23 protein-coding genes and 3 tRNA genes are annotated in these 23866 nt (G+C 66.6%); 15 read left to right on the top strand and 11 right to left on the bottom strand.

Translation table 11 applies throughout. The features are described 5' to 3' along the window. Positions 1–152: 152 nt before the first annotated feature. On the bottom strand, positions 153–1142 hold the full coding sequence (locus U5N23_RS16915) for a LysR family transcriptional regulator (RefSeq protein WP_322593948.1): 990 nt from the start codon (positions 1140–1142) through the stop codon (positions 153–155). 107 nt (positions 1143–1249) lie between these two features. Between U5N23_RS16915 and U5N23_RS16920 the strand changes: the two genes are divergently transcribed. The 4 genes from U5N23_RS16920 to U5N23_RS16935 are packed head-to-tail and all read left to right on the top strand — an operon-like array spanning position 1250 to position 6550. Further along, positions 1250–2461, top strand: coding sequence for a CoA transferase (locus tag U5N23_RS16920; protein ID WP_322593949.1), 1212 nt, complete (start codon positions 1250–1252; stop codon positions 2459–2461). A 2-nt stretch (positions 2462–2463) separates the two neighbouring features. Further along, positions 2464–3741 (top strand): DUF1254 domain-containing protein, encoded by a 1278-nt coding sequence (locus U5N23_RS16925; protein ID WP_322593950.1) that lies wholly within the window; start codon positions 2464–2466, stop codon positions 3739–3741. 39 nt (positions 3742–3780) lie between these two features. Next, a complete protein-coding gene (locus U5N23_RS16930; protein ID WP_322593951.1) occupies positions 3781–4800 on the top strand; it encodes a tripartite tricarboxylate transporter substrate binding protein in 1020 nt (339 codons plus the stop codon). 4 nt (positions 4801–4804) lie between these two features. Continuing rightward, complete coding sequence (locus tag U5N23_RS16935; RefSeq protein WP_322593952.1) at positions 4805–6550, top strand: carboxylesterase/lipase family protein; 1746 nt, start codon at positions 4805–4807, stop codon at positions 6548–6550. A gap of 164 nt (positions 6551–6714) precedes the next feature. Here the strand turns inward: U5N23_RS16935 and tnpA are convergent, their stop codons facing one another. The 6 genes from tnpA to U5N23_RS16965 all read right to left on the bottom strand — a co-directional run bounded on the left by tnpA (position 6715) and on the right by U5N23_RS16965 (position 8948). Beyond that, on the bottom strand, positions 6715–7146 hold the full coding sequence (tnpA, locus tag U5N23_RS16940; RefSeq protein WP_322593130.1) for an IS200/IS605 family transposase: 432 nt from the start codon (positions 7144–7146) through the stop codon (positions 6715–6717). A 495-nt stretch (positions 7147–7641) separates the two neighbouring features. Beyond that, positions 7642–8250: an HNH endonuclease gene (locus tag U5N23_RS16945; RefSeq protein ID WP_322593953.1), complete on the bottom strand. Its 609-nt coding sequence runs from the start codon at positions 8248–8250 to the stop codon at positions 7642–7644. A 166-nt stretch (positions 8251–8416) separates the two neighbouring features. Beyond that, positions 8417–8605 (bottom strand): short-chain dehydrogenase, encoded by a 189-nt coding sequence (locus tag U5N23_RS16950; RefSeq protein ID WP_322593954.1) that lies wholly within the window; start codon positions 8603–8605, stop codon positions 8417–8419. A 64-nt stretch (positions 8606–8669) separates the two neighbouring features. Next, a tRNA-Gln gene (locus tag U5N23_RS16955) sits at positions 8670–8740 on the bottom strand. A 30-nt stretch (positions 8741–8770) separates the two neighbouring features. Continuing rightward, a tRNA-Glu gene (locus tag U5N23_RS16960) sits at positions 8771–8845 on the bottom strand. A 27-nt stretch (positions 8846–8872) separates the two neighbouring features. Then, a tRNA-Trp gene (locus U5N23_RS16965) sits at positions 8873–8948 on the bottom strand. 823 nt (positions 8949–9771) lie between these two features. Between U5N23_RS16965 and U5N23_RS16970 the strand changes: the two genes are divergently transcribed. From U5N23_RS16970 to U5N23_RS16995, 6 genes are all read left to right on the top strand, one after another. Next, a complete protein-coding gene (locus U5N23_RS16970) occupies positions 9772–10194 on the top strand; it encodes a hypothetical protein (protein WP_322593955.1) in 423 nt (140 codons plus the stop codon). Between the two features lie 164 nt (positions 10195–10358). Then, a complete protein-coding gene (gene ttcA / locus U5N23_RS16975; protein ID WP_322593956.1) occupies positions 10359–11345 on the top strand; it encodes a tRNA 2-thiocytidine(32) synthetase TtcA in 987 nt (328 codons plus the stop codon). Positions 11346–11401: 56 nt separating this feature from the next. After that, positions 11402–12013 carry a DUF4136 domain-containing protein gene (locus U5N23_RS16980; protein WP_322593957.1) on the top strand — a complete coding sequence of 204 codons (612 nt, stop codon included), beginning with the start codon at positions 11402–11404 and terminating at the stop codon, positions 12011–12013. 10 nt (positions 12014–12023) lie between these two features. Then, positions 12024–12662 carry a histidine phosphatase family protein gene (locus tag U5N23_RS16985; protein ID WP_322593958.1) on the top strand — a complete coding sequence of 213 codons (639 nt, stop codon included), beginning with the start codon at positions 12024–12026 and terminating at the stop codon, positions 12660–12662. Beyond that, positions 12646–13818, top strand: a complete 1173-nt coding sequence (locus tag U5N23_RS16990; protein ID WP_322593959.1) for a DSD1 family PLP-dependent enzyme — start codon at positions 12646–12648, stop codon at positions 13816–13818. The genes U5N23_RS16985 and U5N23_RS16990 overlap by 17 nt, the downstream gene beginning before the upstream one ends. 38 nt (positions 13819–13856) lie before the next feature. After that, positions 13857–15665: a lysoplasmalogenase family protein gene (locus U5N23_RS16995; protein WP_322593960.1), complete on the top strand. Its 1809-nt coding sequence runs from the start codon at positions 13857–13859 to the stop codon at positions 15663–15665. On the opposite strand, the gene U5N23_RS17000 is transcribed toward U5N23_RS16995, so the two are convergent. Then, entirely contained in the window at positions 15616–16494 is an 879-nt protein-coding gene (locus U5N23_RS17000; protein ID WP_322593961.1) for a hypothetical protein, read from the bottom strand. The genes U5N23_RS16995 and U5N23_RS17000 overlap by 50 nt on opposite strands. Positions 16495–16518: 24 nt before the next feature. Continuing rightward, positions 16519–17583: a Holliday junction branch migration DNA helicase RuvB gene (ruvB, locus tag U5N23_RS17005; RefSeq protein WP_322593962.1), complete on the bottom strand. Its 1065-nt coding sequence runs from the start codon at positions 17581–17583 to the stop codon at positions 16519–16521. 119 nt (positions 17584–17702) lie between these two features. Between ruvB and U5N23_RS17010 the strand changes: the two genes are divergently transcribed. After that, complete coding sequence (locus U5N23_RS17010) at positions 17703–18845, top strand: carbonic anhydrase family protein (RefSeq protein WP_322593963.1); 1143 nt, start codon at positions 17703–17705, stop codon at positions 18843–18845. On the opposite strand, the gene ruvA is transcribed toward U5N23_RS17010, so the two are convergent. Further along, on the bottom strand, positions 18846–19421 hold the full coding sequence (ruvA, locus tag U5N23_RS17015; RefSeq protein WP_322593964.1) for a Holliday junction branch migration protein RuvA: 576 nt from the start codon (positions 19419–19421) through the stop codon (positions 18846–18848). An 82-nt stretch (positions 19422–19503) separates the two neighbouring features. Between ruvA and U5N23_RS17020 the strand changes: the two genes are divergently transcribed. Beyond that, entirely contained in the window at positions 19504–20460 is a 957-nt protein-coding gene (locus U5N23_RS17020) for a PhoH family protein (RefSeq protein WP_322593965.1), read from the top strand. Between the two features lie 31 nt (positions 20461–20491). Next, positions 20492–20989, top strand: a complete 498-nt coding sequence (ybeY, locus tag U5N23_RS17025; protein WP_322593966.1) for an rRNA maturation RNase YbeY — start codon at positions 20492–20494, stop codon at positions 20987–20989. On the opposite strand, the gene U5N23_RS17030 is transcribed toward ybeY, so the two are convergent. After that, the gene (locus tag U5N23_RS17030; protein WP_322593967.1) at positions 20986–21582 is read right to left on the bottom strand and encodes a histidine phosphatase family protein; all 597 of its coding nucleotides are present in this window, start codon (positions 21580–21582) and stop codon (positions 20986–20988) included. The genes ybeY and U5N23_RS17030 overlap by 4 nt on opposite strands. Positions 21583–21855: 273 nt before the next feature. Here U5N23_RS17030 and U5N23_RS17035 point away from each other — a divergent pair, with 273 nt between their 5' ends. Further along, positions 21856–22596: a sulfite exporter TauE/SafE family protein gene (locus tag U5N23_RS17035; RefSeq protein WP_322593968.1), complete on the top strand. Its 741-nt coding sequence runs from the start codon at positions 21856–21858 to the stop codon at positions 22594–22596. 49 nt (positions 22597–22645) lie between these two features. Continuing rightward, on the top strand, positions 22646–23521 hold the full coding sequence (locus U5N23_RS17040; protein ID WP_322593969.1) for an AEC family transporter: 876 nt from the start codon (positions 22646–22648) through the stop codon (positions 23519–23521). Positions 23522–23866: the final 345 nt, after the last annotated feature.

Raw genomic sequence — 23866 nt, forward strand, 5'->3', positions numbered from 1 at the left:
GGTGAGGCTTAGCGGGGTTGGGCTGCTGGGCTGGCTGGGTGGGAGGCATTTTTTCAGCCTGCCAGGACGGTGCTGCGGAGTAGATTGTCTTCACCTCGCCGTGAACGGTGTGACCAAAGTGCGACGGCTGACCGCCGGATACCTGCAATGGATCATCCGGACTTTCTTTTTTTGGCCGTGCCTGATGGCTTCTGTATGTTGACACGGGTGCTCACCGAGCGAATTGCATCTGCGAAAGCCTGCACGACCGCGGGAGGTCCTTCTGCAGCTTGCCGCGTGTAAAGACCTAGCGAAGGAAGCAGCGCCGGCGGTGTGATGGGCAGACGAACGATGCCTCCGCGCGCCAGTTCGTCTCGTGCCTGTTCAAAGCGCACCGCGCCGAGCATGTTCTCATCAAGGCGCAAAACGCTGCCGAGGGTCACAGACGAGAGCACTTCAATCGCGGGTTCTGGCGGCTTCAGGCCCGCGTTGAGAAACGCGGTCATCAATGCCTGTCGAACCAGCGTGTCCTTTGGGGGGGCGACCCACGGCTGCAATTGAACATCGCGCCATGTCAATCGGCGCTTGCGCGACAGAGAGTGTCCTTGCGCGCACAACACGCACAGTTCGTCAGCCACCAGCAACTCCGGCTTCAGCAGCGAGAGTTGTGCGCTGGTGAGCAGTTCGGGGGTGACGGCGCCGAACACGCAGTCGAGCTCGCTGTTCAAGAGTCGCTGGATCAGCTCGCGGACCCTGCCTTCGTGCACTTGTACTTTGGCAAGCGGTAGTCGCCTGCGTAGTTCGATCACCGCTTGAGGCACGGTGGCGGTTACGGAGAGGGTGCCCAATCGCAGCAACCCCTCTGCGCCGTCTCGCACCGCATCCACTTCGTCCTTGCTGCGCGAAAGCTCGCCCAGGATGACCCGGGCACGGTAGATCGCTGCGTTGCCCGCCGCGTTGGCAACCAGTCCATGCGCTGTGCGCTCGAACAGGCGGGCATCGAATCCCGCTTCGATCTCGCCCAGCATCTTGCTTAGAGCTGGCTGGCTCAAGTTCAAATGGGTTGCGGCGGCGCGCATTGAGCCCGCATCGACAAGGGCCACCAGCAGTTCCAGATGCCGCATGCGCAGACGCCGCACCAGGTAGTCGGATGGTAAAGACATGAAGCGCCTCCGCGAATGGCTACCAATTGATAGTGATCACCTAAAGTAATCATGCAATCAGGATTATGGATTTTTCAGGAATGTCGACCACGACTATGGTTGTGGCCATGACTTATTCCCGAGAAAACACTTCGACTTCACCCGCAGCGCCCTTGGCCGGGGTCTCCGTCATTGATCTGGGCCAATACATTGCAGGCCCCGGTGCCGCGATGGCGCTGGCAGATTTGGGGGCCACGGTGATCAAGGTCGAGCCGATGACGGGCGATCAGGCACGCCATGTGGGGAGATATGGCGAGGCCATGGTGAGGGCTTACAACCGGGGCAAACGGTCCATCGCGCTGGACCTCAAGAGCGAGTCGGGCCGGGAAGTTGCTTGGCGTCTCATTGCCCAATGCGACGTGGTCGTGCAAAACCTGCGCCCGGGCGCAGTCGAGAAGCTCGGCCTGGGCCCTACGCAGGTGCGTGCTCGTCATCCTCGGGTTATCTACCTGTCGATCTCGGGCTTTGGCAGCGAGGGGCCATCGCGCGAACGCCCCGGCTACGACATTGCGGCGCAGGCGGAGAGCGGCCTCATGTCCGTCACGGGTGAGGCTGATCGCCCGCCGCAAAAGGTGGGTGTGCCGATCATCGATGCTGCTGCAGCGGACCTGGGGGCCCAGGCCGTCCTGGCGGCCCTCTATGGACGCGAACGCAGCGGCGTGGGCGAGACGCTGGAGGTGTCGCTGCTGGAGACGGCCCTCCATCTTCAGGCGGCCACCTGGTGCGAATACCTGGGTGGCGGGCCAGAGCCCACCCGCATCGGACATGGTCAGCCCAATAACGCGCCCGCAGCCGAGGTCGTGGCTACGCGAGATGGCCACATAGTGCTATCCGCCTACGTTGAGGATCATTGGAAGCGCTTTTGTCGGGCCTTGGGCCGGGAAGAACTGGTTCAAGACCCGCGATTCTCCAGCAACGAGCAACGCGTTGCCCACCGCGCCGAATTGCGTCAGGTGCTGGATGAATGCCTCTCGGCCTACACCAGCGACGCGGCCGTCCAGATGCTCAGTCAGCACCAGATTGTTGCCGGGGCAGTGAGGCCTTACCGCGATGTGCTGACCAACGCGGACGTGATGGCTACCGGTATCTTCGTGGACTCCGCGTCGAGCGACGGCGGAAGGTATCGGGCCCTTGGACTGCCGTATCGCATGGGCAGTGGTGCCCGGCCCACACCCGCCGCGGCGCCAGAGTGCGGGGCGGACAGCGCCGAAGTGCTCGCCGGGTTAGGCTACTCGGCGCACGACATTTCCACAATGCGCGAATCCGGGGTGGTGGCATGAGCATGACACCTACCTTCTCCAAGACCGAGACGCCTTCGCATGGCACCGCAGGTGCCGCGGTGCTGCAGACCTTACCGCTGTTCGAGATGATGCGCATGCGCGCTGCCACCACGGCGCGCCGCCATCCCGTTCAGGGTTTCGCGAGCGACGACCGCGCGTCGTACATGCGATGGGTCAATCATTTCACCCACACCCACCGCCGAATCGGGCCGGAAGACCGCGAAGTGGTCAGTCCCAACAACGACACCGTCTTTAGCAATGCGTGGCTGGATCTGTCCCGAGGGCCCGTGCTCATAGACACGCCAGACATGGGTGAGCGTTACTGGACATTGGGCTTGCTCGACGCATGGACCAACCCGTTTGCTTACGTAGGGCGCCGCACCACCGGGAACCGGCGCCAGCGCACGCTGGTGCATGGGCCTGCCTGGCAAGGCCCTGTGCCCAACGGTGTGGACAACGTGATCGCCGCGCCGGGCGAGGATGTCTGGGTGATCGGACGCCTCCTGGTGGACGATCGTCCCGATGACCTGGAACAGGCTGCCGCGCTGCAACGCGGCATCTCCACGCACCGGCTGGACGGCGGGGAGGCCGCCTTTAGGGTGGACACGGGGCTCGATGGCCGCGCGGAGCATGCGCCGGATGCCGCACTCTACCGCGCCACGATCGACGAGGCCCTGGCTCGCAACCCGGTGCCGATGGGGGAGAGCCTGTGTTGGCCAGTAGATGAGGGAGCTCTCGCGGACGCGTTGCCACTGGTGTACGAGGAGCTTCGCCAGAAGGCCCAGCCGCACGCCCTCGGGGGTGGCTGGGCGCTGCCCGTCGCGGTGCGAACGCACTGGGGCGCAGACGTAGCGATGCGAGCGCGCGTCGCGCGCAACTTCATCGGTGCACTGGGCATCGAGGAGGCCATGTACCCGACAGCGGAGGTGGACGCCGATGGCGCGCTGCTCAACGGGTCGCACGCCTACGAGCTGCACTTCGAGCCAGGCGCAGTGCCGGAGGTGGATGCCTTCTGGTCGCTTACGCTGTACCGGCGAAGCGACTGCCTGCTGGTAGCCAACCCAGCGCACCGCTATTCGGTCGGCGATCGCCTGCCGGGTCTGCTGAAGGGTTCGGACGGAAGCCTTTCCATCCGAATTCAAGCCGAGGACCCGGGCCCGGCGCACAACTGGCTGCCCGCCACACCCGCAGAGGAGTTCTTCCTGGTCCTTCGTCTCTATCAGCCCAGACTTCGACACCGAGAGTTCCGGTTTCCATACCCGCCCTTGCGCCGTCTGTAGCACGGCCGCCCTTCCACACAACCACAACAGGAGACAGACATGACCTTGCACCATCGGGCTTTGAACACCCTTGGATCAACGCGGCTCCAGCGCCGCACCGTGCTCGCCACGATGGCCGCCGGCTTGGCTTCGGGCACCGGCCTGCTAGCGCATGCGCAGGCGGACTGGCCCACGCGGCCGGTCAAGTTGATCTCGCCTTACGCGGCGGGCGGGGCCAGTGACCTCTCGGCACGAGTGCTGGGCGAGTATCTTGCCAAGGTCCTGGGCCAGCAGTTTGTCGTCGAAAACAAGCCTGGGGCGGGCACTCGGCTGGGGACCGAGTTCGTGGCGCGCGCGCCCGCCGATGGCTACACCGTGCTCTACGTGGCGGCGCCCTATGCAACGGCCGAGGCGCTTTACGGGAAGGGTCTGAGCTACCAGCGCGAGCAGCTGCGCCCCATCGCGATGGCCATGCACGCGCCCTTGTTCCTGATCGTCAATGCGCAGACTCAGATAAAGAGCACGCGCGATCTGGTCGCGTTCGCCAAGACCCGCCCGGGGGGCATCAACATTGGCACGCCTGGCGCAGGGTCGCAACCCCACCTGGCTGGCGAACTGCTTTTGCGTGAAGCCGGCATTGAGGGCATCAACGTCCACATGAAAGGGGATTCCGTCGCCTACTCGGAGTTATTGGGGGGGCGCCTCGATGCCACCTTGACGGCGATCAGTACGGCGCTGCCCCACATCGCGGCCGGCAAGTTGCGGGTGCTGGGCGTGGCCTCCGAAAAACGCAGTGCGCTATATCCGGCAGCACCTACGATTCGCGAACAGGGCTTCCCGGGGGTGGTCGCGTCCGGGTGGTACGGCTTCATGGTGCCAGCCGCCACGCCAGGGGATGTGGTGGCGAAGCTGCAAGCTGCCATCTTGCGGGCACTGGACGACTCCACCATTAAACAGAAGCTGCTCGACATGGGTCTGGAGGCCAGCGGCGCGCCCGGAGCCAAGTTCGCGACGTACATCGACGACCAGACACGCAAGTGGACCGGTGTGATCCGTGATGCCAACATCAAGATCGATTGAGCGCATGATGAAATCCTCCTCGACTTGCTGGGCTCTCGCCATTAGCGCACTGTTGACGCTCAACGCCTGCACCCACACACCCGCCGTGAACACGGGCCTTCAACGACCCACGGCCTTTGGTCCTGTGGTCGGCGCCGAAGATGCATCGGTCGGTGGCATTCACAGCTGGAAAGGTATTCCCTATGCGGCCGCGCCAGTGGGGCAGCGCCGCTGGCGAGCACCTGAGGATCCGCCCGCATGGACGCAGCCACGTGCGGCGACGTCGTTTGCGAACGCGTGCATGCAGACCGGCCGACTGTATGGGCCGGGCTTGAACAACCGATACGACGCCACCATCGGCAGCACGCTGGGCCAGACATTGGGCTCGGAGGACTGCCTCTACCTCAACATCTGGGCGCCCACCGCTTCCGCATCGACCCCGAGGCCCGTCATCGTTTGGGTCCACGGCGGCAGCAATATCACCGGCTACACCGCGGACCCGGTGTACGACGGCGCCACGCTGGCACGCGCTACCGGCTCGGTCGTGGTGTCGGTCGCCTACCGGCTCGGTGTCTTCGGTTTTCTGGAGCTTGCACCCTTGAAGACAGGTGACGCTGCTACCGACTCAGGCAACTTCGCGCTGCTCGACATCGTGAAGTCGCTGGAATTCGTCCAGCGCAATATCGGCGCCTTTGGAGGCAACCCTGGCCGGGTCACGTTGATGGGTGAGTCGGCGGGGGCGGTCAACGTGTACGCGCTGCTCACCTCGCCCATGGTGGTTGCCAAGCCCACGCCCTTGTTTCACCGGTTGGTGGCGCTCAGCGGGGGCATTTCATCGGCAGCCACCCTGCCGCCGGGCTCCTTTGCAACCATCTTGCCCCGCAGCGTGTGGGCGACGCGGGGCAACGCCTTGCTGACTCATTCTCTCGTGGCCGACGGTGTAGCCGCTGATCGGCCTGCCGCAGAGGCACACATTGCTTCGCGCACGCCCCAGCAGCTAGCCGCCTACCTGCGCGGGCTATCACCCGACGCCATCTTGACCACCGTGCTCAGGCGGCTTGCACCGCTGGGACTGTCGGCTGCCAACCCGATCCCCGACGGATACGTCGTGCCTGCGGATCCCATCGCTGCAATCCGCGCCGGCCGTTACGTCAAGGTGCCGGTATTGGCGGGGAATACGCGCGACGAAAGCAAACTATTTCCTGCCTTACTGGCAACTCGGCCAGCCTTTGGCGGCACCAGCGGCCGCCTGCTCGATGACGCCGCGGTGTTCAAGCTGGTCCATGGCTACCAGCCTGACGCCCCACCCGCCAGCCGTATCGAGGACTGGGTGCCTGCACAATACCTGCCGGTCGACGCGCCGACGACAGGGCTGAACGCGCGCATAGCAGAACTCGACCGCAACTGGTTCTTTGCATTTCGGGATGATGTGCTCAATGCGCTCAAGTCTCGCCAGCCCGATGTTTGGCACTACCGTTTTGACTGGGATGAGCTGCCGCCGCCTTTTGACAAGGTCTATGGCGCGGCACACAGTTTTGACCTGCCGTTCATCTTCGGCAATTTCGGGCCATCGCTCTACTCGAACATCTCGTTCAATCGGGCGAACAAGGCGGGCCGGCTCGACTTGTCGGCAAAGATGATTCAGAGTATCGGCAGCTTTGCGCAGGACGGGGACCCCAACAGCCCAGGTCTGGGCTCCGCCTGGCCAGCGTGGCCCCGTTCACTGGTTTTTGATTCGAGCCTCGAAGCGGCACGGCTGGCGGTGGAGTGAACCTGGACGTTGCAGCTTGGCGTCATGGCCTCGCTCGAAGACCGCGTTATGGGCAGTAACCATCCCCCGGCAAAGCCGGGGGCTTTCGGGATGTGAGCCGCTCAAAGCGGCTAAAGGGGTCGCTAACGCGGCCCCAACTCTTTGCGCCACCTATCCGGTGGCCGCTACCTCCACAACCCAAGCTGTTCCAATCTCGCGTCCTCCTCCTCTTGGTGCCTTATATAGTTTCGGATCACCTCTTCGTCTCGTCCCACCGTCGAAACAAAGTACCCTCGCGCCCAAAAGTGTTGGCCTACAAAATTCCTTCTGCGCTCTACGTACACCCTGGCCAGATGGATCGCGCTCTTGCCCTTGTTGTATCCCACCACCTGAGACACCGCGTATTTCGGCGGTATCGATAGCATCATGTGCACGTGGTCCGGCATCAGATGCCCCTCTTCTATCTGGCTCTCTTTTTGACTCGCCAATGTCCGAAACACCTCCCCCAGGTGCTTTCGCAGCTCCAGGTACAGCGTCTTTCTTCGACATTTCGGTATGAACACCACGTGGTACTTGCAGTCCCATTTCGTGTGATTTAGGCTTTCTATCTTGTCCATCCAGTTCTTCCTTTCGTTTGCTTGGCGGCTCACGATTGGCAGTTTCTGCGATGGACATCCATACCTACGAATACGTCAAACTTCTACTGCCTCCCCGGCAGAGCCGGGGGGTCTCCCAACGGACTAGGCGAGAGTGGGGACGAAGAGCCAGGATCTAGGGCCATCAACCCGAGGAATCCAACCGGACCCCACGAACTGCAGGGCAGCTCAAGGTCATGCCACCCATGGTTCTGCCCTCCTTCGGCCTTTTCTTCCGCAGGGATGGGACAGGCAAAGCCGGATATCCTGACGGCTTTCGCAGAGGCGATCCGCAGAGTGAACCGCAAAGCTGCAGCCGTGCGTTCCCGGTCATCCTTGCCCTGATCCTCTGCACTTGGGTGCTTCGCAAGTTCCATTGCTCGCGGCACTTGCCACGGCTGAGCGCCGGGATGCGGAAAAGGGCCGTGGTCACTGACCACGACCCGCTAACCTCCGGCTGGGAAGGCCCAGGCTATCTCAATGAAGCCTGGAGCCCTTGGGCAGCCTCTTGGCCAGCCACTCGTGCACGTCCGCGCGCACATTGCGCCCATCCAGCAGGAAGGATTCATACCGGCTGGGCACATAGGGCAGATACAAGAGACGCATGCCGGCCTCTTCTGGCAGGCGGTCGGCCTTGTAGCCGTTGCACCCGGCGCAGGCCGCCACGAGGTTGGTCCACGAGGTGGCACCACCGCGCGACTGCGGCACGATGTGCTCGCACTGCAGCAGCTCTTCGCCGAAGACGCCGCCGCAGTAGGCACAGGTGTGGCGGTCGCGGCGCAGCAGGCGGCGCTTGGTGAGCCCGGGCACCACGTCAAAGAGGTTGATCCTGGACACACCGCGCAGGGCGATGATGGGTGCGATCTGAAGCACCGACTGCCGGCCCGTCGCGGCGTTGTGCCCGCCACGCAATGTGGCCAGGACATCGAGGCCGGCATCCCAGGCCACGGCACCGCTGGCGTAGTGCACGGCGGCTTGTTCCAGCGGCATCCAGGATTGGGGCGTGCCGTGCAGGTCCAGCTGCAGCACGCGGGGCGTGGGTGCCGGGGGCTTTCGGTAAAGGGTTTCGGGTTCGGTGCGGGGCATGGGGCGTCCTTTCTTGCTTGGCAATGGAGGGCGCAGCCGCCCAGCCAAGCGCACGCCCCGTTTCAACAACCGTCAGTCAATGGCAAAAGCGGGCATCCATCGGCAATCGATGGACGCCCTGTTGGATGCGGTGGGGCAGGCAGCGGGCGCACAGGCGCACACGCCGCTACCACTCGCCGACCTCGCGCACGCGCTGGTCGAGGTCGAGGTGCTCTAGGCGGCGGGCGGCCGCCGCCGCACTGGCGCCACGCTGAGCGCGCGCACGCACGAGGGCCAGGCGTGCAACCCAGCCTGCGATGAGGCCGGGGCGGCGCCGCTGCCGGGCGCCGAAAGTGATCTGGATAGGGGTGGCCATGGTGGTCTCCTGGAAAGCGGTGTGGTGAATAGAAATGAGGGGGGGTTGGTGAAGGGAAAAAGGGCAGACCGGGGAGGGATCGAACCTCCGAATGGCGGAATCAAAATCCGCTGCCTTACCACTTGGCGACCGGTCAGCAAAAGGGAAAAGGGGAAAAAGGGAGGGAGCCGCAGACAGGAGTCGAACCTGCAATCCCTGGCACGAAGACCAGGCGCCCCAATCCGACAGGGCTGCTACGGCATGCCTGGCCATGGCCAGGAAAAAGATTGGCACGCGCGGAAGGAGTCGAACCCTCAACCGTCGGATTTGGAGGCCGGTGCTCTGCCAGTTGAGCTACACGCGTAGAAAGCGAAAAACGAAATATCAGGCACTCCTGCCTGAGCGCATCTCCATTTCGGTTGTGTCTTCACGCGACCACAGTTCCGAAGTAACTGCGCATGCACGTCGCTGCACTGGGTGATCAATCCCAGCACATCCCGCCGGGCCGCGCATGCGGCCGGGTCCGGCGGTGAAAAGCAAAGGCACACCCGAAATGGAGAGAGGGTCGGGGTGTTGCACACGCCTGCCTCTCTGCTTTCGATGGGCAGGCCGGTCGTCGCTCTGGTGGAGCAGACCGCCTGCAGCGAACTGTTAAAGAACCTGGGTCCCCGGCGGGTCGATGCCTGCGGGGGCAGCGGCTGGCGCTGCGGGAAAAGAAGGGGAATTGAAAAAAAACGGCCGGCAATGAAAAAGGCCCGGAACCACCTGGTTGCCGGGCCTCTTGATCAAGAGATCGGGAGGGAGAGCGCCTGTGGGCTATTGCCCTGCGCTGCAACCTCCGCCCGGGGGGGGCGCGGTATCCTCGAAACCATTGCCCAGCCACTGCGGCTGGCTGCCATTGCCCTGCAAATACGAGGTGCGCTGCTGCGATGGCAGTCGCTTTGCATGGGATGGCATGGACGACAACGTGCGCGCAACCAACGCCCCGCGCACGGCCACGGCACCCTGGCGGGAGCGGTGGAGGATGGCGGTGCGGCAGGCTTTCACGGTGGTCTTTCGGCGGTAGGTCGGTTCGGTGGTGAATTCGAGGAGGACAGAGAGTCCTGATGGGAATGGACTGTAAATAGTCTTTACTTACCCGTCAACACCCTGCACAATCTTTTTTCTGCGTTTGTTGTTTTTTCTTTGTGACCCCGCCTCCCCTCACCGTCATCCGCCGCACCAACGTGCTGGCGCTGCACCGCCTGTTCCTCGAAAAAGAGATCGCTGCCGGCAAGCCGGCCAAGGGGCTGGACCAGGCCTTTGCCGCCTCGCTCGAAATCTCCCCGAGCATGTGGAGCCAGATCAAGAGCTCGCGCCCCATCGGCGACACGCTGGCACGCCAGATCGAGCGCCATGCGCAGGTGGACAGCGGCTGGCTCGACACTGAGCACGCCACGCAGCACCCCGACCCGGGGGAGGAACGCTTCCTGGCACTGGCCCGCGAGGCCTGGCGCCGCGCCAATGCCAAGGGCAAGCGCGACATGCGGCTGTGGCTGGCAGAGCGGGCCGCACCCCTCCAACAAGGCGGTGCATCCTCTGAAGGCGAGACGGCGGAAACAGAAAAATAGCGCTTGCACCGGGGCTTTGCCCGCACTGGAGAGCCCGCTCCAGCCCATGGGCGGGCGGTTTCGCCGACAATTGGGTTTATTCCTGTCTTTTTGGCCCCAGCGCGAGCGCACCCTGTCCGGGCGCCCGGCGGGCCCCGCTTTCACCAGACCCCAGAGCCCCTTCCATGAGCGCAGTGATGAACGAACCCCAACGGGCCGGCTGGACCGCCGAGCCCCCCGAAGCGGCAGACACCGGCGCCGATGCGGCTGCGGCTGCATCGGGCCCTGCGCGCCTGAAGATCGAGCGCGAGGCGCACAAGCTTGAAAAGCGCCTGTGCCGCGAGGTCGGCAAGGCCATCGTCGACTTCAACATGATCGAAGAGGGCGACAAGGTCATGGTCTGCATGTCCGGCGGCAAGGACAGCTATGCCCTGCTGGACATCCTGCAAAAGCTCAAGGCGCGCGCGCCTATTCATTTCGACCTGGTGGCCGTGAACCTGGACCAGAAGCAGCCCGGCTTTCCCGAGCATGTGCTGCCCGAGTACCTGGCGAGCACGGGCGTGCCCTTTCACATCGAGAACGAGGACACCTACAGCATCGTCAAGCGCCTGATTCCCGAGGGCAAGACCACCTGCAGCCTGTGCAGCCGCCTGCGCCGGGGCATTCTGTACCGCGTGGCCGACGAGCTGGGCTGCACCAAGATCGCGCTGGGCCACCACCGCGACGACATTCTGCAGACCCTGCTGCTCAACATGTTCTTTGGCGGCAAGATGAAGAGCATGCCGCCCAAGCTGGTCAGCGACGATGGCCGCCACGTGGTGATCCGCCCGCTCGCCTACGTGACCGAGAAGGACACCACGCGCTGGGCCGCGCAGCGCAATTTCCCCATCATCCCGTGCAACCTGTGCGGCAGCCAGGAGAACCTGCAACGCAAGCAGGTGGGCGAGATGCTGCGCGAGTGGGAGAAGAAATTCCCCGGCCGCGTGGAGAACATGTTCAACGCCCTGCAGAACGTGGTGCCCTCGCACCTGCTGGACGGCAGCCAGTACGACTTCAAGAACGCGCGCGCCACGGGTGTGGCCAGCGATGACGGCGACAAGGCCTTCGACAAGGAAGAGTTTTCGGCGCCCAGCCCGTCGTTACCAGGTGTGCAGGTGGTGCAGCTGTCGTGAACCCCGGCGACAGGAGCACACTCCAAGGTGGATTGACCCCATCCCCGGAGACAACCATGACCCGTCGCTGGATTCCCGCCCTGCTGCTGTGCGCAGCAGTGACCACCCTGGCCGGCTGCAGCACCACCCGCGTGGTGGAAGGCCAGGTGCAGAGCTTCTCCACCCTGGCCGCCGTGCCCAGCCCGGCCACCTACCGCATCGACCGCCTGCCCTCGCAGCAGACCCCGGCGTTCGACGCCATTGCCGCGCTGGCCGAGCAGTCGCTGGGCCGCATTGGCCTGCAGCGCGACGATGCCGCCCCGAAGCTGTTGGTGCAGATCGGCGTTCAGGCAGGCACGGTGCCGCGCCATGACCCCTATTACGGCCCCCACGGCTTCTACGGCCCCTACCCCTGGGGCTTTGGCGGTGGCTGGTACGGTCGCGGCTGGGGCATGGGCGGCCTGTGGCGCATGGGCGAGCCCACGCCGCTGCATCGACGCGCGGTGAGCCTGGTGATGCGCGACACGGCCACGCAGGCCAGCGTCTACGAAACCTCGGCCGTGCACGAGGATGTGTGGGTGGCCGACCCCGCCGTGTTCGGCATCCTCTTCGACGCGGCCCTCACCGGCTTCCCCCAACCGCCCGCCGGCCCGCGCCAGGTGCGCATTCCCTTCGCGCCCCCACCCTGACCCCATCTGAATGCAAGCCACCCGCATCATTGCCGTACGCCATGGCGAAACCGCCTGGAACGTGGACACCCGCATCCAGGGCCACCTGGACATCCCTTTGAACGAGACCGGCCAGTGGCAGGCACAGCAGTTGGCGCAGGCCCTGGCGGACGAGCCCATCGACGCCATCTACGCCAGCGACCTGCAACGCGCCTTCGCCACGGCCCAGGCCGTGGCCGACGCCACGGGCGCACCCATCACGCCCGAGACCGGCCTGCGCGAGCGCAGCTTCGGCCATTTCCAGGGCCGCACCTTCGCCGAGATCGAGGCGGAGTTGCCCGAGGACGCGCGGCGCTGGCGCAAGCGGGACCCCGATTACGTGCCCGAAGGCGGCGAATCGCTGGTCATGCTGCGCGAGCGCATCGAGCGCACGGTGTTCGCGCTGGCCGAAAAGCACCCCGGCGAGCAGGTGCTGATGGTGGCCCACGGCGGCGTGCTTGACGTGCTGTACCGCCTGGCCACGCGCCAGGAGATCCAGGCGCCGCGCACCTGGCAGCTGTCGAACGCGGCCATCAACCGCCTGCTCTGGACACCCGATGGCCTCACGCTGGTCGGCTGGGCCGATACCCAACACCTGGACAACGCGGCCCGCGATGAAACCCTTGCCTGAAGCCCTGCGCGCCAGCATCGGCGCACGGGTGGACCTGATCGACACGCCCGCGCTGGTGGTGGACCTCGATGCCATGGAACGCAACATCCAGCGCATGGCCGAATTCGCGCGCAAGCACCGGGTGCGCTGGCGCCCCCATGCCAAGATGCACAAGAGCGCCGAGCTGGCCCTGCTGATGCAGCAGGCCGGGGCCCAGGGCGTGTGCGTGCAGAAGGTGGCCGAGGCCGAGGCCCTGGCCGCCGGCGGCGTGACCGACATCTACATCAGCAACCAGGTCGTGGCCGGCCCCAAGCTGCTGCGCGTGGCGCGGCTGGCGGCCCAGCTGGCCGCACGCGGCGGGCGCCTGGCGCTGGCAGTGGACCACCCCGAAGGCATCGAACGCCTGGCCGAGGCCATGGCGCTGGCCGGCAGCGATGCCGGCATCGACGTGTTCGTGGAGATCGATGTGGGCCAGGGCCGCTGCGGCGTGCCCCCCGGCGAGGATGCCGTGCCGCTGGCCCAGGCCATCGTGCGCCACGCCCAGCGCCTGCGCTTTGCCGGGCTGCAGGCCTACCACGGCCGCGCCCAGCACCTGCCGGGCACGGCCGAGCGGCGCGAGACCATTGCCGGCGTGGTGCGCGCGGCGGCCTACACCCGCCACTGCATCGAAGCCGCAGGCATTCCGGTGCCCCTGATCACGGGTTCGGGCACGGGCACCCTGGTGCATGAAGCGGCCAGCGGCGTCTACGGCGAGCTGCAGGCCGGCTCCTTCCTGTTCATGGATGCCGACTACGCGCGCAACGAGCGCGAGCCGGCGCAACCCACGTTCGAGCACGCCCTGTTCATCAAGACACAGGTGGTTTCCGTGCGCGACACCCATGCGGTGTGCGATGCCGGCCACAAGAGCCATGCCATCGATTCGGGCCTGCCCTTGGTGGCCATGCTGCCGCCCGAGCGCGCGCTGCGCTACGGCAATGGTGGCGACGAACATGGCCTGCTCTACACCGAGAGCCCCAAGGCCCGGCTGCCGGCCCTGGGCCGCATGCTGTGGCTCATTCCCGGGCACTGCGATCCCACGGTGAACCTGCACGACCACCTGATCGGCGTGCGCGGCGGGCTGGCCCTGGGCACGGTGGAGCGCATCATCAGGGTTGATGCCAGAGGCGCGCTGACCTGATTGGGGCAAGAATCGGCGAAACACTGCATTCGCCCTTCATGAGCCCCAGCCAGATCATCGTCCTTGCCACACCCGTCTTCTTCCTGCTGATCGCCATCGAACTGGCGGTGGGCTACAAGCGCCAGCGCGTCACCTATCGGCTGCCCGACGCCATCAGCAGCATCAGCCTGGGCATGCTGAGCCAGACCAGCGCGGTGTTCACGCGCCTCCTGCGCGTGGGCATCTACACCGCCGTGTTCGAGCATGTGGCGCTGTGGCGCAATGACGCCTTCTGGCTCAGCCTGCCGGGCTGGCTGCTGGCGCTGGTGTTCTACGATTTTTGCTACTACTGGCTGCACCGCATGGGCCACGAATCTGCCGTGCTATGGGCCGCGCACGCGGTGCACCACCAGAGCCAGGACTACAACCTCTCGACCGCGCTGCGCCAGACCAGCTCGGGCGCGCTGCTGGGCTGGGTGTTCTACGTGCCCATGGCGCTGGCGGGCGTGCCGCCGCTGGTGTTCGCCATCGTGGCGCTGGTGGACCTGCTCTACCAGTTCTGGGTGCACACCGAGCAGGTGGGGCGCCTGGGGTGGTTCGACCGCTGGTTCTGCAGCCCCAGCAACCACCGCGTGCACCATGCGGTGAACGATGTGTACCTGGACAAGAACTACGGCGGCATCCTGATCCTGTGGGACCGGATGTTCGGAACCTTCAAGGACGAGGACGACCGGGAGAAATGCGTCTACGGCACGCGCGGCCTGCTCAACAGCTGGGATCCGCTGTGGGCCAATGCCCAGGTGTATGCGGGCCTGGCGCACGACAGCTGGCATGCGCGCAGCTGGGCAGACAAGCTGCGTGTCTGGCTCAAGCCGCCAGGCTGGCGGCCAGCCGACGTGGCAGAGCGCTTTCCCAAGCCCCCCTTCGATATCGCCCGGATGCCGCTGTACCACCCGCCCATGTCGCGCGCGCTGCAGTGGTTTGCGGGCGTACAGTTCGCGCTCATGCTGGCGGGAGTGGCGGCCTTCCTGTGGCAGGCCGATACGGCACCGCTGGTGCACAACGCCATCTGGTTCACCACCCTGCTGGCCGCGCAATGGGCCCTGGGTGCGGCGGTGCAGGGGCGCATCGGCATGGGCATGGCGCTGCTGGTCGAATCGGCCGCCCTGGCCACCGCCACCAGCGCCCTGGGACTGCAGGAATGGCACTGGCTCTTCAAGCCGCTGACGATGGTGATCGCCATCGCCGTGGTCGCCCAGCATCTGCGCACGGCGGCCCATGGCAACCACCTCGACAGGACCGAAGGTCGCTGGCTCATCGCGGCGCTGGCCGGCTCGCTGGCGGGCGATGTGTTCCTGATGTTCGGCGGCTTCTTCATCCCCGGGCTGGTGAGCTTTCTGCTCGCCCACCTGTGCTACATCGTGCTGTTCCGCCAGGGCGTTCCGTGGTTTGCCCGGCGCGGCGCGCTGGTGGCCACACTGGCCATCGGCGTGGGCATGTACGCCTTCCTGTGGCTCGGCGGCCTGCCCGCCGCGCTGCGCGGGCCGGTGGCCGCCTATGTGCTGGTGATCGCGCTCATGGCGGCCCAGGCCATCGGCCGCGCTGCCGTGCTGGGCGGGCGCGGCGCCTGGCTGGTGGCCATCGGCGCCGGCTTCTTCATGCTCAGCGATGCCACACTGGCCACCAACCGCTTCGTGCAACCCCTGCCGCTGGCGCAGCTCTGGGTACTGGCCACCTACTACATCGCGCAGGTGCTGATCGTGGCGGGCATGCTGGACAAAGCGTCGACCACGAGGCGCGCCTCGGTCACCGACGCGCCTAAGACCTCTGCAGTTCCTTCGACGGGGTATGCAGCACCACGACCATGACCAGGGCTCCCAGGCCCAGCAGAAACCAGGCCCAGACGAGCCATAGCAAGGTATCGGCGTTGCGCTGGCCCGGATGGGACTGCAGGTTCAACACCGCGATCGCATCGGCGACGCCCGCGAAACTCCGGCCGGCCACGTAGTGGTAGGCCGCGCCGCCCAGCGCCCACAGGCCAGAGGCGAGCAGCGCTGTGGCCATGAAGGCCAGCCCGGTGCGCGGCCACCGACCCCGTTCCAAGCAACACGCCGACAGGAGGATGCTTGCCAGTGCAATACCCAGCCACCAGCGCTGAACCTCATCACGTGCGGCGGGCAACATCCATTCCCACGCCCAGGGCAAGGGAGCCAGCAGCCATTCGGACCGCGGCGCAAGGCCGGGCCAGACACCCAGAGAGCCCCACATTCCCGGCGTGCTCAGCAACCACAGCAACAGGCTGATGCCGGCGAGCACAGCTGCGGCCACATAGGCCTGCAGTCGCCAGCGCGCGCAGCGCAGGTGGCCCATCAACGGCAAGTAGCGCTCGGCCAGATGGGTGGCCACGGCGGCGGCCAGGCACCACACGCTGGTCGCGCCCCACAAGGCGACCCAGCCGGGCATATCCGCGAACCCCGCCCCCACGAACACGGAGAGCTGACCATAGACCGGGCCGCTCAAGCCGTGCAGCAGCATGGTGCCCACAAGGAGCACCTGGCTGAAGGACATGACGAATTTCAGCTCGGGCGTGAGTGCATCCCACCTGACCTGAGCCCAGTCCACATTGGCGCCTGTGCGCACGGGTGCAGACCTGGCGCTTTCGCGCAGCTGCTTGCGGCGTTTGCTGGAGCGGGCCATGGACGAGCAGCTCCCCCAGTACCTTCAGCCCTCGAACAGGTCCTGCCCGCCGGTCCTGGGCGGGGTCACGCCCAGGTGCCGGTAGGCGGCCAATGTGGCCACCCGGCCGCGCGTGGTGCGCTGCAGAAAACCCTGCTGTATCAGGTAGGGCTCGATCACGTCCTCGATGGTGCCGGCCTCCTCGCCGATGCTGGCGGCGATATTGTCCAGACCCACGGGGCCGCCATCGAAGCGGTGGATCACGGCTTCGAGCAGCTTGCGGTCCATCACGTCGAAGCCCTGCGGGTCCACGTCGAGCATGGCCAGGGCGCGGTTGGCGATATCGAGGTTGATGCGCCCGTCGCCCTTGACATCGGCGTAGTCGCGCACCCGTCGCAGCAGGCGGTTGGCGATGCGCGGCGTGCCGCGTGAGCGGCGCGCGATCTCGAAGCCGCCGGCCTCGTCCATGGGCGCATTGAGCAGGCCGGCGCTGCGCTGCACGATGCGCGCGAGCTCCTGCGCGGTGTAGAACTCCAGCCGCGCCACGATGCCGAAGCGGTCGCGCAGCGGGTTGGTGAGCATGCCGGCGCGCGTGGTGGCCCCCACCAGCGTAAAGGGCTGCAGGTCGAGCTTGATGCTGCGCGCCGCCGGCCCCTCGCCGATCATGATGTCGATCTGGTAGTCCTCGAGCGCCGGGTACAGGATTTCCTCGACCACGGGCGAGAGGCGGTGGATCTCGTCGATGAACAGGACGTCGTTCTTTTCCAGGTTGGTCAGCAGCGCGGCCAGGTCCTTGGGCTTTTCGAGCACGGGGCCGCTGGTCTGGCGCAGGTTCACCCCGAGCTCGGCCGCGATGATGTGGCTCAGCGTGGTCTTGCCCAGGCCGGGCGGGCCGAACAGCAGCACATGGTCCAGCGCCTCGCCGCGCTTGCGCGCCGCGCCGATGAAGATCTCGAGCTGTTCGCGCGCCTTGGACTGGCCCACGTATTCCTGCAGCAGCTTGGGGCGCAGCGCGCGCTCGATGGCCTCCTCCTGCGGGGAAGCGGGCGCAGCGGACACCACGCGCTTGGGCGGCGGTACGGGGGCAAAGTCGTCGGTCTGGATGGTCACGGTGGTTCCGTCAGGGGGGCAAATACCCGCGCGGGGGCGGGCAGGCTGGAACTATATCGCCCGGGGCGACCGCCCAGGGGTCAAGTAAGTGTGTACTGTGCCGATACATGACGCACACCATGAAACAGATGATGCCTGCGCCCACCCGCCTGCCACGGCCGCTGCAACTGCTGGCCACGCTGGCTGCCTGTGGCGCAGCCACCCTTGCCGCGACCGCACAGACCACGCCGCCCCCGCCCTCCCGGGCGGCCAGCGGCACCATCCGCATCGAGAACCCGCAGGACAAGGCCACCCTGGCCACCCGGATCGACGAGGCCATCCAGCGCGCCAAGGCCAGGAACGCCGCCCCGGCGGCGCGGGGCGCACGCGGGCGTGCCCAGCCCATCCCCAGCGTGGAGGTGCGCATTCCCCCAGAACGCCCGCCCAGGCCTGCCAAGGCCGAAGCGGCCCCACCGGCACCACCTCGCCCGGCCGTGCAGGACCCCGGCGCCAGCCGCCGCTACATCCAGTCGCGGGCGGCCGAACTGGCGGCCGCCGCGCCACCGGCCCCCGCGCCAGCGCCCGCCGACCCGCGCACGGTGCCCTGGGACCATGCCAGCGGCGACAAGGGACCACAGGCCTGGGGTGGCCTGCACCCGGATTTTTCGGCCTGCAGCCAGGGCACACGGCAATCGCCGATCCACATCACGGCCCAGGACGTGGCGACCGGCCCGGCCGAGCCCTTGCCGTTCGGCAACCAGTTTTTCGGCGGCACGGTGTGGAACACGGGGCATGGCCTGGCGCTGGAGGTGGAGGGCACCAGCATCCTGCCGCTGCGCGGTGCCCCCTGGCGGCTGCTGCGCCTGCAGTTCCGCCACCCGGCAGAGGAGCGCGTGCACCTGCAGAACTACCCCATGGCCACCGAACTGGTGTACCAGGGCCCGAGCGGCCAGATGGCCGTGGTGAGCGTGCCCATGCAGCTGGGCAGCCCCAATGCCTTCATCACCCGCCTCTGGATGCACATGCCGCTGGACGCCCAGGACCGCGTGCGCATCCAGCAGCCGGTGCTCTCGGTGGGCGAGCTGCTGCCGCAGGACCGGCGCTACTACCAGTACGCAGGCTCGTTGACCACCCCGCCCTGCACCGAGGGCGTGCTGCGCATCGTGATGAAGACGCCGGTGAGCGTCGGGCTCGAACAGCTGCGCCTGCTGCAGCGCGTGTCACCCCCGAACGCGCGCCCCATACAGGCCACCAACGGCCGCCTGGTGCGTGAAGCCCAGTAACTATTTGGCCAGCGATTTGAGCGCCAGCTTGATGCCGTCGCTCACCCCCACATCGGCCGGCAGCGCCTTGAGGGCGGCGGCCGCTTCCTTGTCGTTGTAGCCCAGGGCCAGCAGGGCTTGCAGGATGTCGGCCTGGGCGTCGCTGGCGGCGTGGCTGTGCGCGCCGCCCATGTCGGCACCCAGCTTGCCCTTGAGCTCCAGCAGCAGGCGCTCGGCGGTCTTCTTGCCGATGCCGGGCACCTTGACCAGGCGCCCGGCCTCCTGCAGCGTGATGGCCTGGGCCAGGTCGCCCACGCCCATGCCGCTCAGGATGGACAGCGCCGTGCGCGGGCCCACGCCCGAGATCTTGATCAGCTCGCGAAAGGCCTGGCGCTCCTCGGCCGTGCCAAAGCCATACAGCAACTGCGCATCCTCGCGCACGATGAACTGCGTGAGCAGGCTCACGCGCTCGCCCACGGAAGGCAGGTTGTAGAAGGTGCTCATGGGCACATTCACCTCGTAGCCCACCCCGTGGCAGTCCAAAAGCACCTCGGGGGGATTCTTCTCCAGCAGGGTGCCGGTCAATTTGCCTATCATTGATGTCCTTTGCCGTCGCTGGCGTGACAAGCAGCGCCGTCGCTCTTGCGTTCTTTTCCATTGCCTGACGGGAATTATCAGCGTGATCCTGCGCCACACCTTCACTCCCCACAACAACACCCGGCTCACGCACCTGTGCGGCCCGGCCGATGCGCACCTGCGCACCATCGAGGTGGCGCTGCAGGTGAGCATTGCGCACCGGCACGAACAGTTCAAGGTGGACGGCCCCAAGGCCAAGGCCACCCAGGCCATGGAGCTGCTGCAGGCGCTGTACGAGATGGCGGAGCGCCCCATCCCAGAGGACCATATCCAGCTCATGCTGGCGGGCGACAGCGATCTGCTGGAGGCCCCGGACGACGCCATCGTGCTCAACACGCGCCGACCCGACCTGCGCGGGCGCACGCCCACGCAGAACCTGTACCTGCAGAACATCGCCACGCACGACATCACCTTCGGCATCGGTCCGGCCGGCACCGGCAAGACCTACCTGGCCGTGGCCTGCGCGGTGGATGCCCTGGAGCGCAGCAACGTGCAGCGCATTGTGCTGACGCGCCCTGCGGTGGAGGCCGGCGAGCGCCTGGGCTTTTTGCCGGGTGACCTGGCGCAGAAGGTCGACCCCTACCTGCGCCCACTGTACGACGCGCTGTACGAACTGATGGGCAACGACAAGGTGCAAAAGGCCTTCGAGCGCAACGCCATCGAGATCGCGCCCCTGGCCTTCATGCGCGGGCGCACGCTGAACAACGCCTTCGTGATCCTGGACGAAGCCCAGAACACCACGCCCGAGCAGATGAAGATGTTCCTCACCCGCATCGGTTTCGGCGCACGCGCCGTGGTCACGGGCGATGTGAGCCAGATCGACCTGCCCAAGGGGGCGATGAGCGGGCTGGTCGACGCCGAACGCGTGCTCAAGCGCGTCAAGGGCATCGCCGTCACCCATTTCACCAGCGCCGACGTGGTGCGCCACCCCCTGGTGGCACGCATCGTGGACGCCTACGATGCCCCCCGCCGCGCCGCGGCTACGCGCACCCGCACCTGAGCAGGCCGCTCCTGACAAGACATTCCCACCCATGCCCTTGAACCAACTTTCCCTGTCGCTGCAGTTCGGCCGTTTCGATGGCGCCGCTGCGCACCGCGCCGTGCTGCCGCGCCACCAGGTCACGCGCTGGATACGCCACGCCCTGGCCACCGATGCCGAGATCACCGTGCGCATCGTGGACGCCGAGGAGGGTCGCCAGCTCAACAAGGACTACCGCCACAAGGACTACGCGACCAACGTGCTGACCTTCGACTACACGCAGGAGCCCCTGGTCACGGCCGACCTGGTGCTGTGCGCCCCGGTGATCGAACGCGAGGCGAAGGAGCAGAACAAGAGCCTGCAAGAGCACTACGCCCACATGCTGGTGCATGGCGCGCTGCACGCCCAGGGCTGGGACCACGAGACCAGCGCGGCCGATGCCGATGAGATGGAAGCCTACGAGACCGCCATCCTGCAGGAGCTGGGCTTTGCCGACCCGTACGACACCCAGCCTGTGCCCCCCCCGCCCGCCAAGGCGCGCAAACGTTAGAGGGCAGGCGCGACTTCATCGACCGGCAGCCACCACGACAGCGCCCGGGGCTGCTCTCCCCACTCGATCGGGAAGTAGTTGCCACCGCCATTGGCCGGCTGGTCCCAGTGCCGCGAGATGGGCTGCCCCGAGAGGTGGCAGTAGAGCAGCCCACCCACCGCGCCGTGCGAGACGATGGCCAGGGCCCCGGCGGAGGTATCGGCCGCGGCGATGGATGCCACGGCCTCCACAATGCGGGCCTGGGCGTGCACAGCCGTCTCCCACCCGCGCACCGATTGGCCCGGCTGGGCAAAGAAGGCGTCGGCCACGGTCTCGAACTCGGCCAGCGGCAGGTAGCCGGTGGAAGTCCGGTCGTTCTCGCCGAGCGATGCCACCTGCGTGGGCGCCAGCCCCCGGTGTATGGCCAGCATCAGCGCACCGTCGATGGCCTTTTGCTCGGTGCTGCAGTACACCGCCGAGATGCCTGGCACCCAGGGCTGTGCAAGGGCCGCCGCCATGCGCGCACGCCCGCGCTCGGACAAGGGCCAGCGGGTGATCGGCACATGGGGGCTGATCACCACGTCGGGGTGGCTGATGAAATGGATCGTGCGCATGGGCTCCGTGCGGGAATGGTTCGGGTGGCGCGGGCACGGCCCTCGCCATCGCTGTTTTTAACGCAAAACACTTTTTACCTGGCGCAGGCACGGCGCGGCGCCATGGCGTCGCCATTCCCAACACTGGCGCGCCCTGGCAGCCTGTCGTGCGCAGCCGGCGCGGTGCGGGCCAGCCCGCTGTAGAGAGCTTGGACGCCGAAAAAGCCCGAGGCCCGCACCTAAGATGCGCGGCGCGCCGGCCCCAGACCGGCTTGTCCACCCTGTGAAAGCCCCATGTTCGAAACCGCCCTGCTGCTCACCGCCGCCTTCGTGGCCGGCGCCCTCAATGCCGTTGCCGGGGGCGGCAGCTTCCTGACCCTGCCAGCCCTGGTGTTCACAGGGGTGCCGCCCGTGGTGGCCAATGCCACGGGCACCGTGGCGCTGCTGCCAGGCTACCTGGCCGGGGCCTGGGGCTTTCGCGAGGACACGGCCCCACCGCCGGGCCTGTCGATGCGGCTGCTGGTGGGGCTGTCCCTGGCCGGCGGCGCCGCCGGTGCGGCGCTGCTGCTGGTGACGCCCGAGGCCACCTTCCGCCGCGTGGTGCCCTGGCTGCTGCTGGCCGCCACCGCGCTGTTCGCCTTCGGCCCCTGGCTGCGGCAGCGCCTCGCGGGCGGCGCGCCCTCGCGCTTCAAGGCGGTCGCAGGCCTGCTGGCCGTGGCGGTCTATGGCGGCTATTTCAACGGCGGGCTGGGCATCCTGCTGCTGGCCTTGTTCGGCCTGCTCGGGCAGACGAACCTGCATGCCATGAACGGGCTCAAGAACGGGGTCTCGGCCCTGCTCACGGCGATTGCCGTGGCCATTTATGCGGCGGGCGGCGTGGTGCAGTGGCCGCAAGCCCTCATGATGATGCTGGCCGCCACGGCCGGGGGCTATGGCGGTGCGCGCGTGGCACGGCGCATTCCCGCGCAGTGGCTGCGCGGCGGCATCGTGGCCACGGGGCTGGTGATGGCGGGGCTGTTCTTCTGGCGGCAGTGAACGGCGGCGCCCGTGCCTTAAGCTCGCAGGGCCGTCCACCACGTCCTCCATGCTGCTGCGCATCCTCTCCATCCTGTTTCCCCTGTTTGCCATTGCAGCCCTGGGCTATGCCGTCGGGCGGCGCATGAAGCCCGACCTCTCGACCGCCAACCAGCTCAACCTGGCGGTGTTCGTGCCGGCCCTGGTGTTCGGGGCCATGGCGGGCAAGGACTTCCGGGCGCAAGACCACCTGGCGCTGCTGCTGGCCACGCTGCTGCTGATCGCGGGCACAGGGGTGGTGGGCTGGCTGGTGGCCCGTGCGCTGCGCATGGACCCCAAGACGCTGGTGCCGCCCATGATGTTCAACAACTGCGGCAACCTAGGCCTGCCGCTGGCGGTGCTGGCTTTCGGGCAGGAAGCGCTGGCGCCGGCCATCGCGATGTTCGTGGTGTCGAACGCGCTGCAGTTCTCCTTCGGCATCTGGCTGCTGGACCACCAGGCGCGGCTGCGCAGCGTGTGGACCTCGCCCTCCATCCTGGCCGCCATCGCGGGACTGGCGGTGGGCATGGCAGGCGTGGACCTGTGGCCGCCGTTGCTCACGGCCATCCGCATGGTGGGCGATGTGTCGATTCCGCTGATGCTGTTCGCGCTGGGTGCGCGCCTGGCGGATTCGCACATCCAGTCCGTCGGCTTCGGCCTCTTCGGCGCGGTACTGCGCCCCGTTGCCGGCATGGCCATCGCCTGGGCCGTGGCCTGGGGCATGGGCCTGGCACCGCGCGAGCAGGGCTTGCTGCTGGTGTTCGGCGCCCTGCCCCCGGCGGTGATCAATTTCATCCTGGCCGAGCGCTACCGGCAGGAACCCGAGAAGGTGGCCTCGATGGTGCTGATCGGCAACCTCGGGGCGCTGGTGTTCCTGCCCATCGCGCTGGCGCTGACGCTTCGCTAAAAAAGCGCAGCCTGGTCCCGGGCACGCATCACGCGCTCTGGTTCAGCCCGTCGAGCAGTTCTGCGGCAAGTGCAAATTCCATGGACCGTCTGTGCGGTTGGGCCACATTCATCGACTGCGCGTGCTGAACACGCCGCATGGCCGGCAATGGCGAAAGGCCGCAAATGTCGCCACATGACAGCGCCATTTTTTCTCATGACAGTCGTCATGACACGGTCCTTGATGCTGCGCCGATGGACAGCCTCAATGGCCCCGAGTCCAGCAAGCCCATTCGGCGTTGTCATGAAGGCGCAATGGTAATCCCTAATAGTTACACAAATTGTTACAGGTCCAGCGACCGCCCTC

The organism is Acidovorax sp. (assembly GCF_034519795.1).
Classification (GTDB): domain Bacteria; phylum Pseudomonadota; class Gammaproteobacteria; order Burkholderiales; family Burkholderiaceae_C; genus Acidovorax.

What these genes read in the sequence shown, in the direction of transcription:
- U5N23_RS16915 (WP_322593948.1), bottom strand. Translation starts at nt 1,142, where the DNA reads ATGTCTTTACCATCCGACTACCTGGTGCGGCGTCTGCGCATGCGGCAT.
- U5N23_RS16945 (WP_322593953.1), bottom strand. Translation starts at nt 8,250, where the DNA reads ATGCCCCGCACCGAACCCGAAACCCTTTACCGAAAGCCCCCGGCACCC.
- U5N23_RS16950 (WP_322593954.1), bottom strand. Translation starts at nt 8,605, where the DNA reads ATGGCCACCCCTATCCAGATCACTTTCGGCGCCCGGCAGCGGCGCCGC.
- tnpA (WP_322593130.1), bottom strand. Translation starts at nt 7,146, where the DNA reads ATGGACAAGATAGAAAGCCTAAATCACACGAAATGGGACTGCAAGTAC.
- U5N23_RS16935 (WP_322593952.1), top strand. Translation starts at nt 4,805, where the DNA reads ATGATGAAATCCTCCTCGACTTGCTGGGCTCTCGCCATTAGCGCACTG.
- U5N23_RS16930 (WP_322593951.1), top strand. Translation starts at nt 3,781, where the DNA reads ATGACCTTGCACCATCGGGCTTTGAACACCCTTGGATCAACGCGGCTC.
- ttcA (WP_322593956.1), top strand. Translation starts at nt 10,359, where the DNA reads ATGAGCGCAGTGATGAACGAACCCCAACGGGCCGGCTGGACCGCCGAG.
- U5N23_RS17040 (WP_322593969.1), top strand. Translation starts at nt 22,646, where the DNA reads ATGCTGCTGCGCATCCTCTCCATCCTGTTTCCCCTGTTTGCCATTGCA.
- ybeY (WP_322593966.1), top strand. Translation starts at nt 20,492, where the DNA reads ATGCCCTTGAACCAACTTTCCCTGTCGCTGCAGTTCGGCCGTTTCGAT.
- ruvA (WP_322593964.1), bottom strand. Translation starts at nt 19,421, where the DNA reads ATGATAGGCAAATTGACCGGCACCCTGCTGGAGAAGAATCCCCCCGAG.
- U5N23_RS16985 (WP_322593958.1), top strand. Translation starts at nt 12,024, where the DNA reads ATGCAAGCCACCCGCATCATTGCCGTACGCCATGGCGAAACCGCCTGG.
- U5N23_RS16990 (WP_322593959.1), top strand. Translation starts at nt 12,646, where the DNA reads ATGAAACCCTTGCCTGAAGCCCTGCGCGCCAGCATCGGCGCACGGGTG.
- U5N23_RS16995 (WP_322593960.1), top strand. Translation starts at nt 13,857, where the DNA reads ATGAGCCCCAGCCAGATCATCGTCCTTGCCACACCCGTCTTCTTCCTG.
- U5N23_RS17030 (WP_322593967.1), bottom strand. Translation starts at nt 21,582, where the DNA reads ATGCGCACGATCCATTTCATCAGCCACCCCGACGTGGTGATCAGCCCC.
- U5N23_RS16925 (WP_322593950.1), top strand. Translation starts at nt 2,464, where the DNA reads ATGACACCTACCTTCTCCAAGACCGAGACGCCTTCGCATGGCACCGCA.
- U5N23_RS17000 (WP_322593961.1), bottom strand. Translation starts at nt 16,494, where the DNA reads ATGGCCCGCTCCAGCAAACGCCGCAAGCAGCTGCGCGAAAGCGCCAGG.
- U5N23_RS17035 (WP_322593968.1), top strand. Translation starts at nt 21,856, where the DNA reads ATGTTCGAAACCGCCCTGCTGCTCACCGCCGCCTTCGTGGCCGGCGCC.
- U5N23_RS16980 (WP_322593957.1), top strand. Translation starts at nt 11,402, where the DNA reads ATGACCCGTCGCTGGATTCCCGCCCTGCTGCTGTGCGCAGCAGTGACC.
- U5N23_RS16920 (WP_322593949.1), top strand. Translation starts at nt 1,250, where the DNA reads ATGACTTATTCCCGAGAAAACACTTCGACTTCACCCGCAGCGCCCTTG.
- U5N23_RS17010 (WP_322593963.1), top strand. Translation starts at nt 17,703, where the DNA reads ATGAAACAGATGATGCCTGCGCCCACCCGCCTGCCACGGCCGCTGCAA.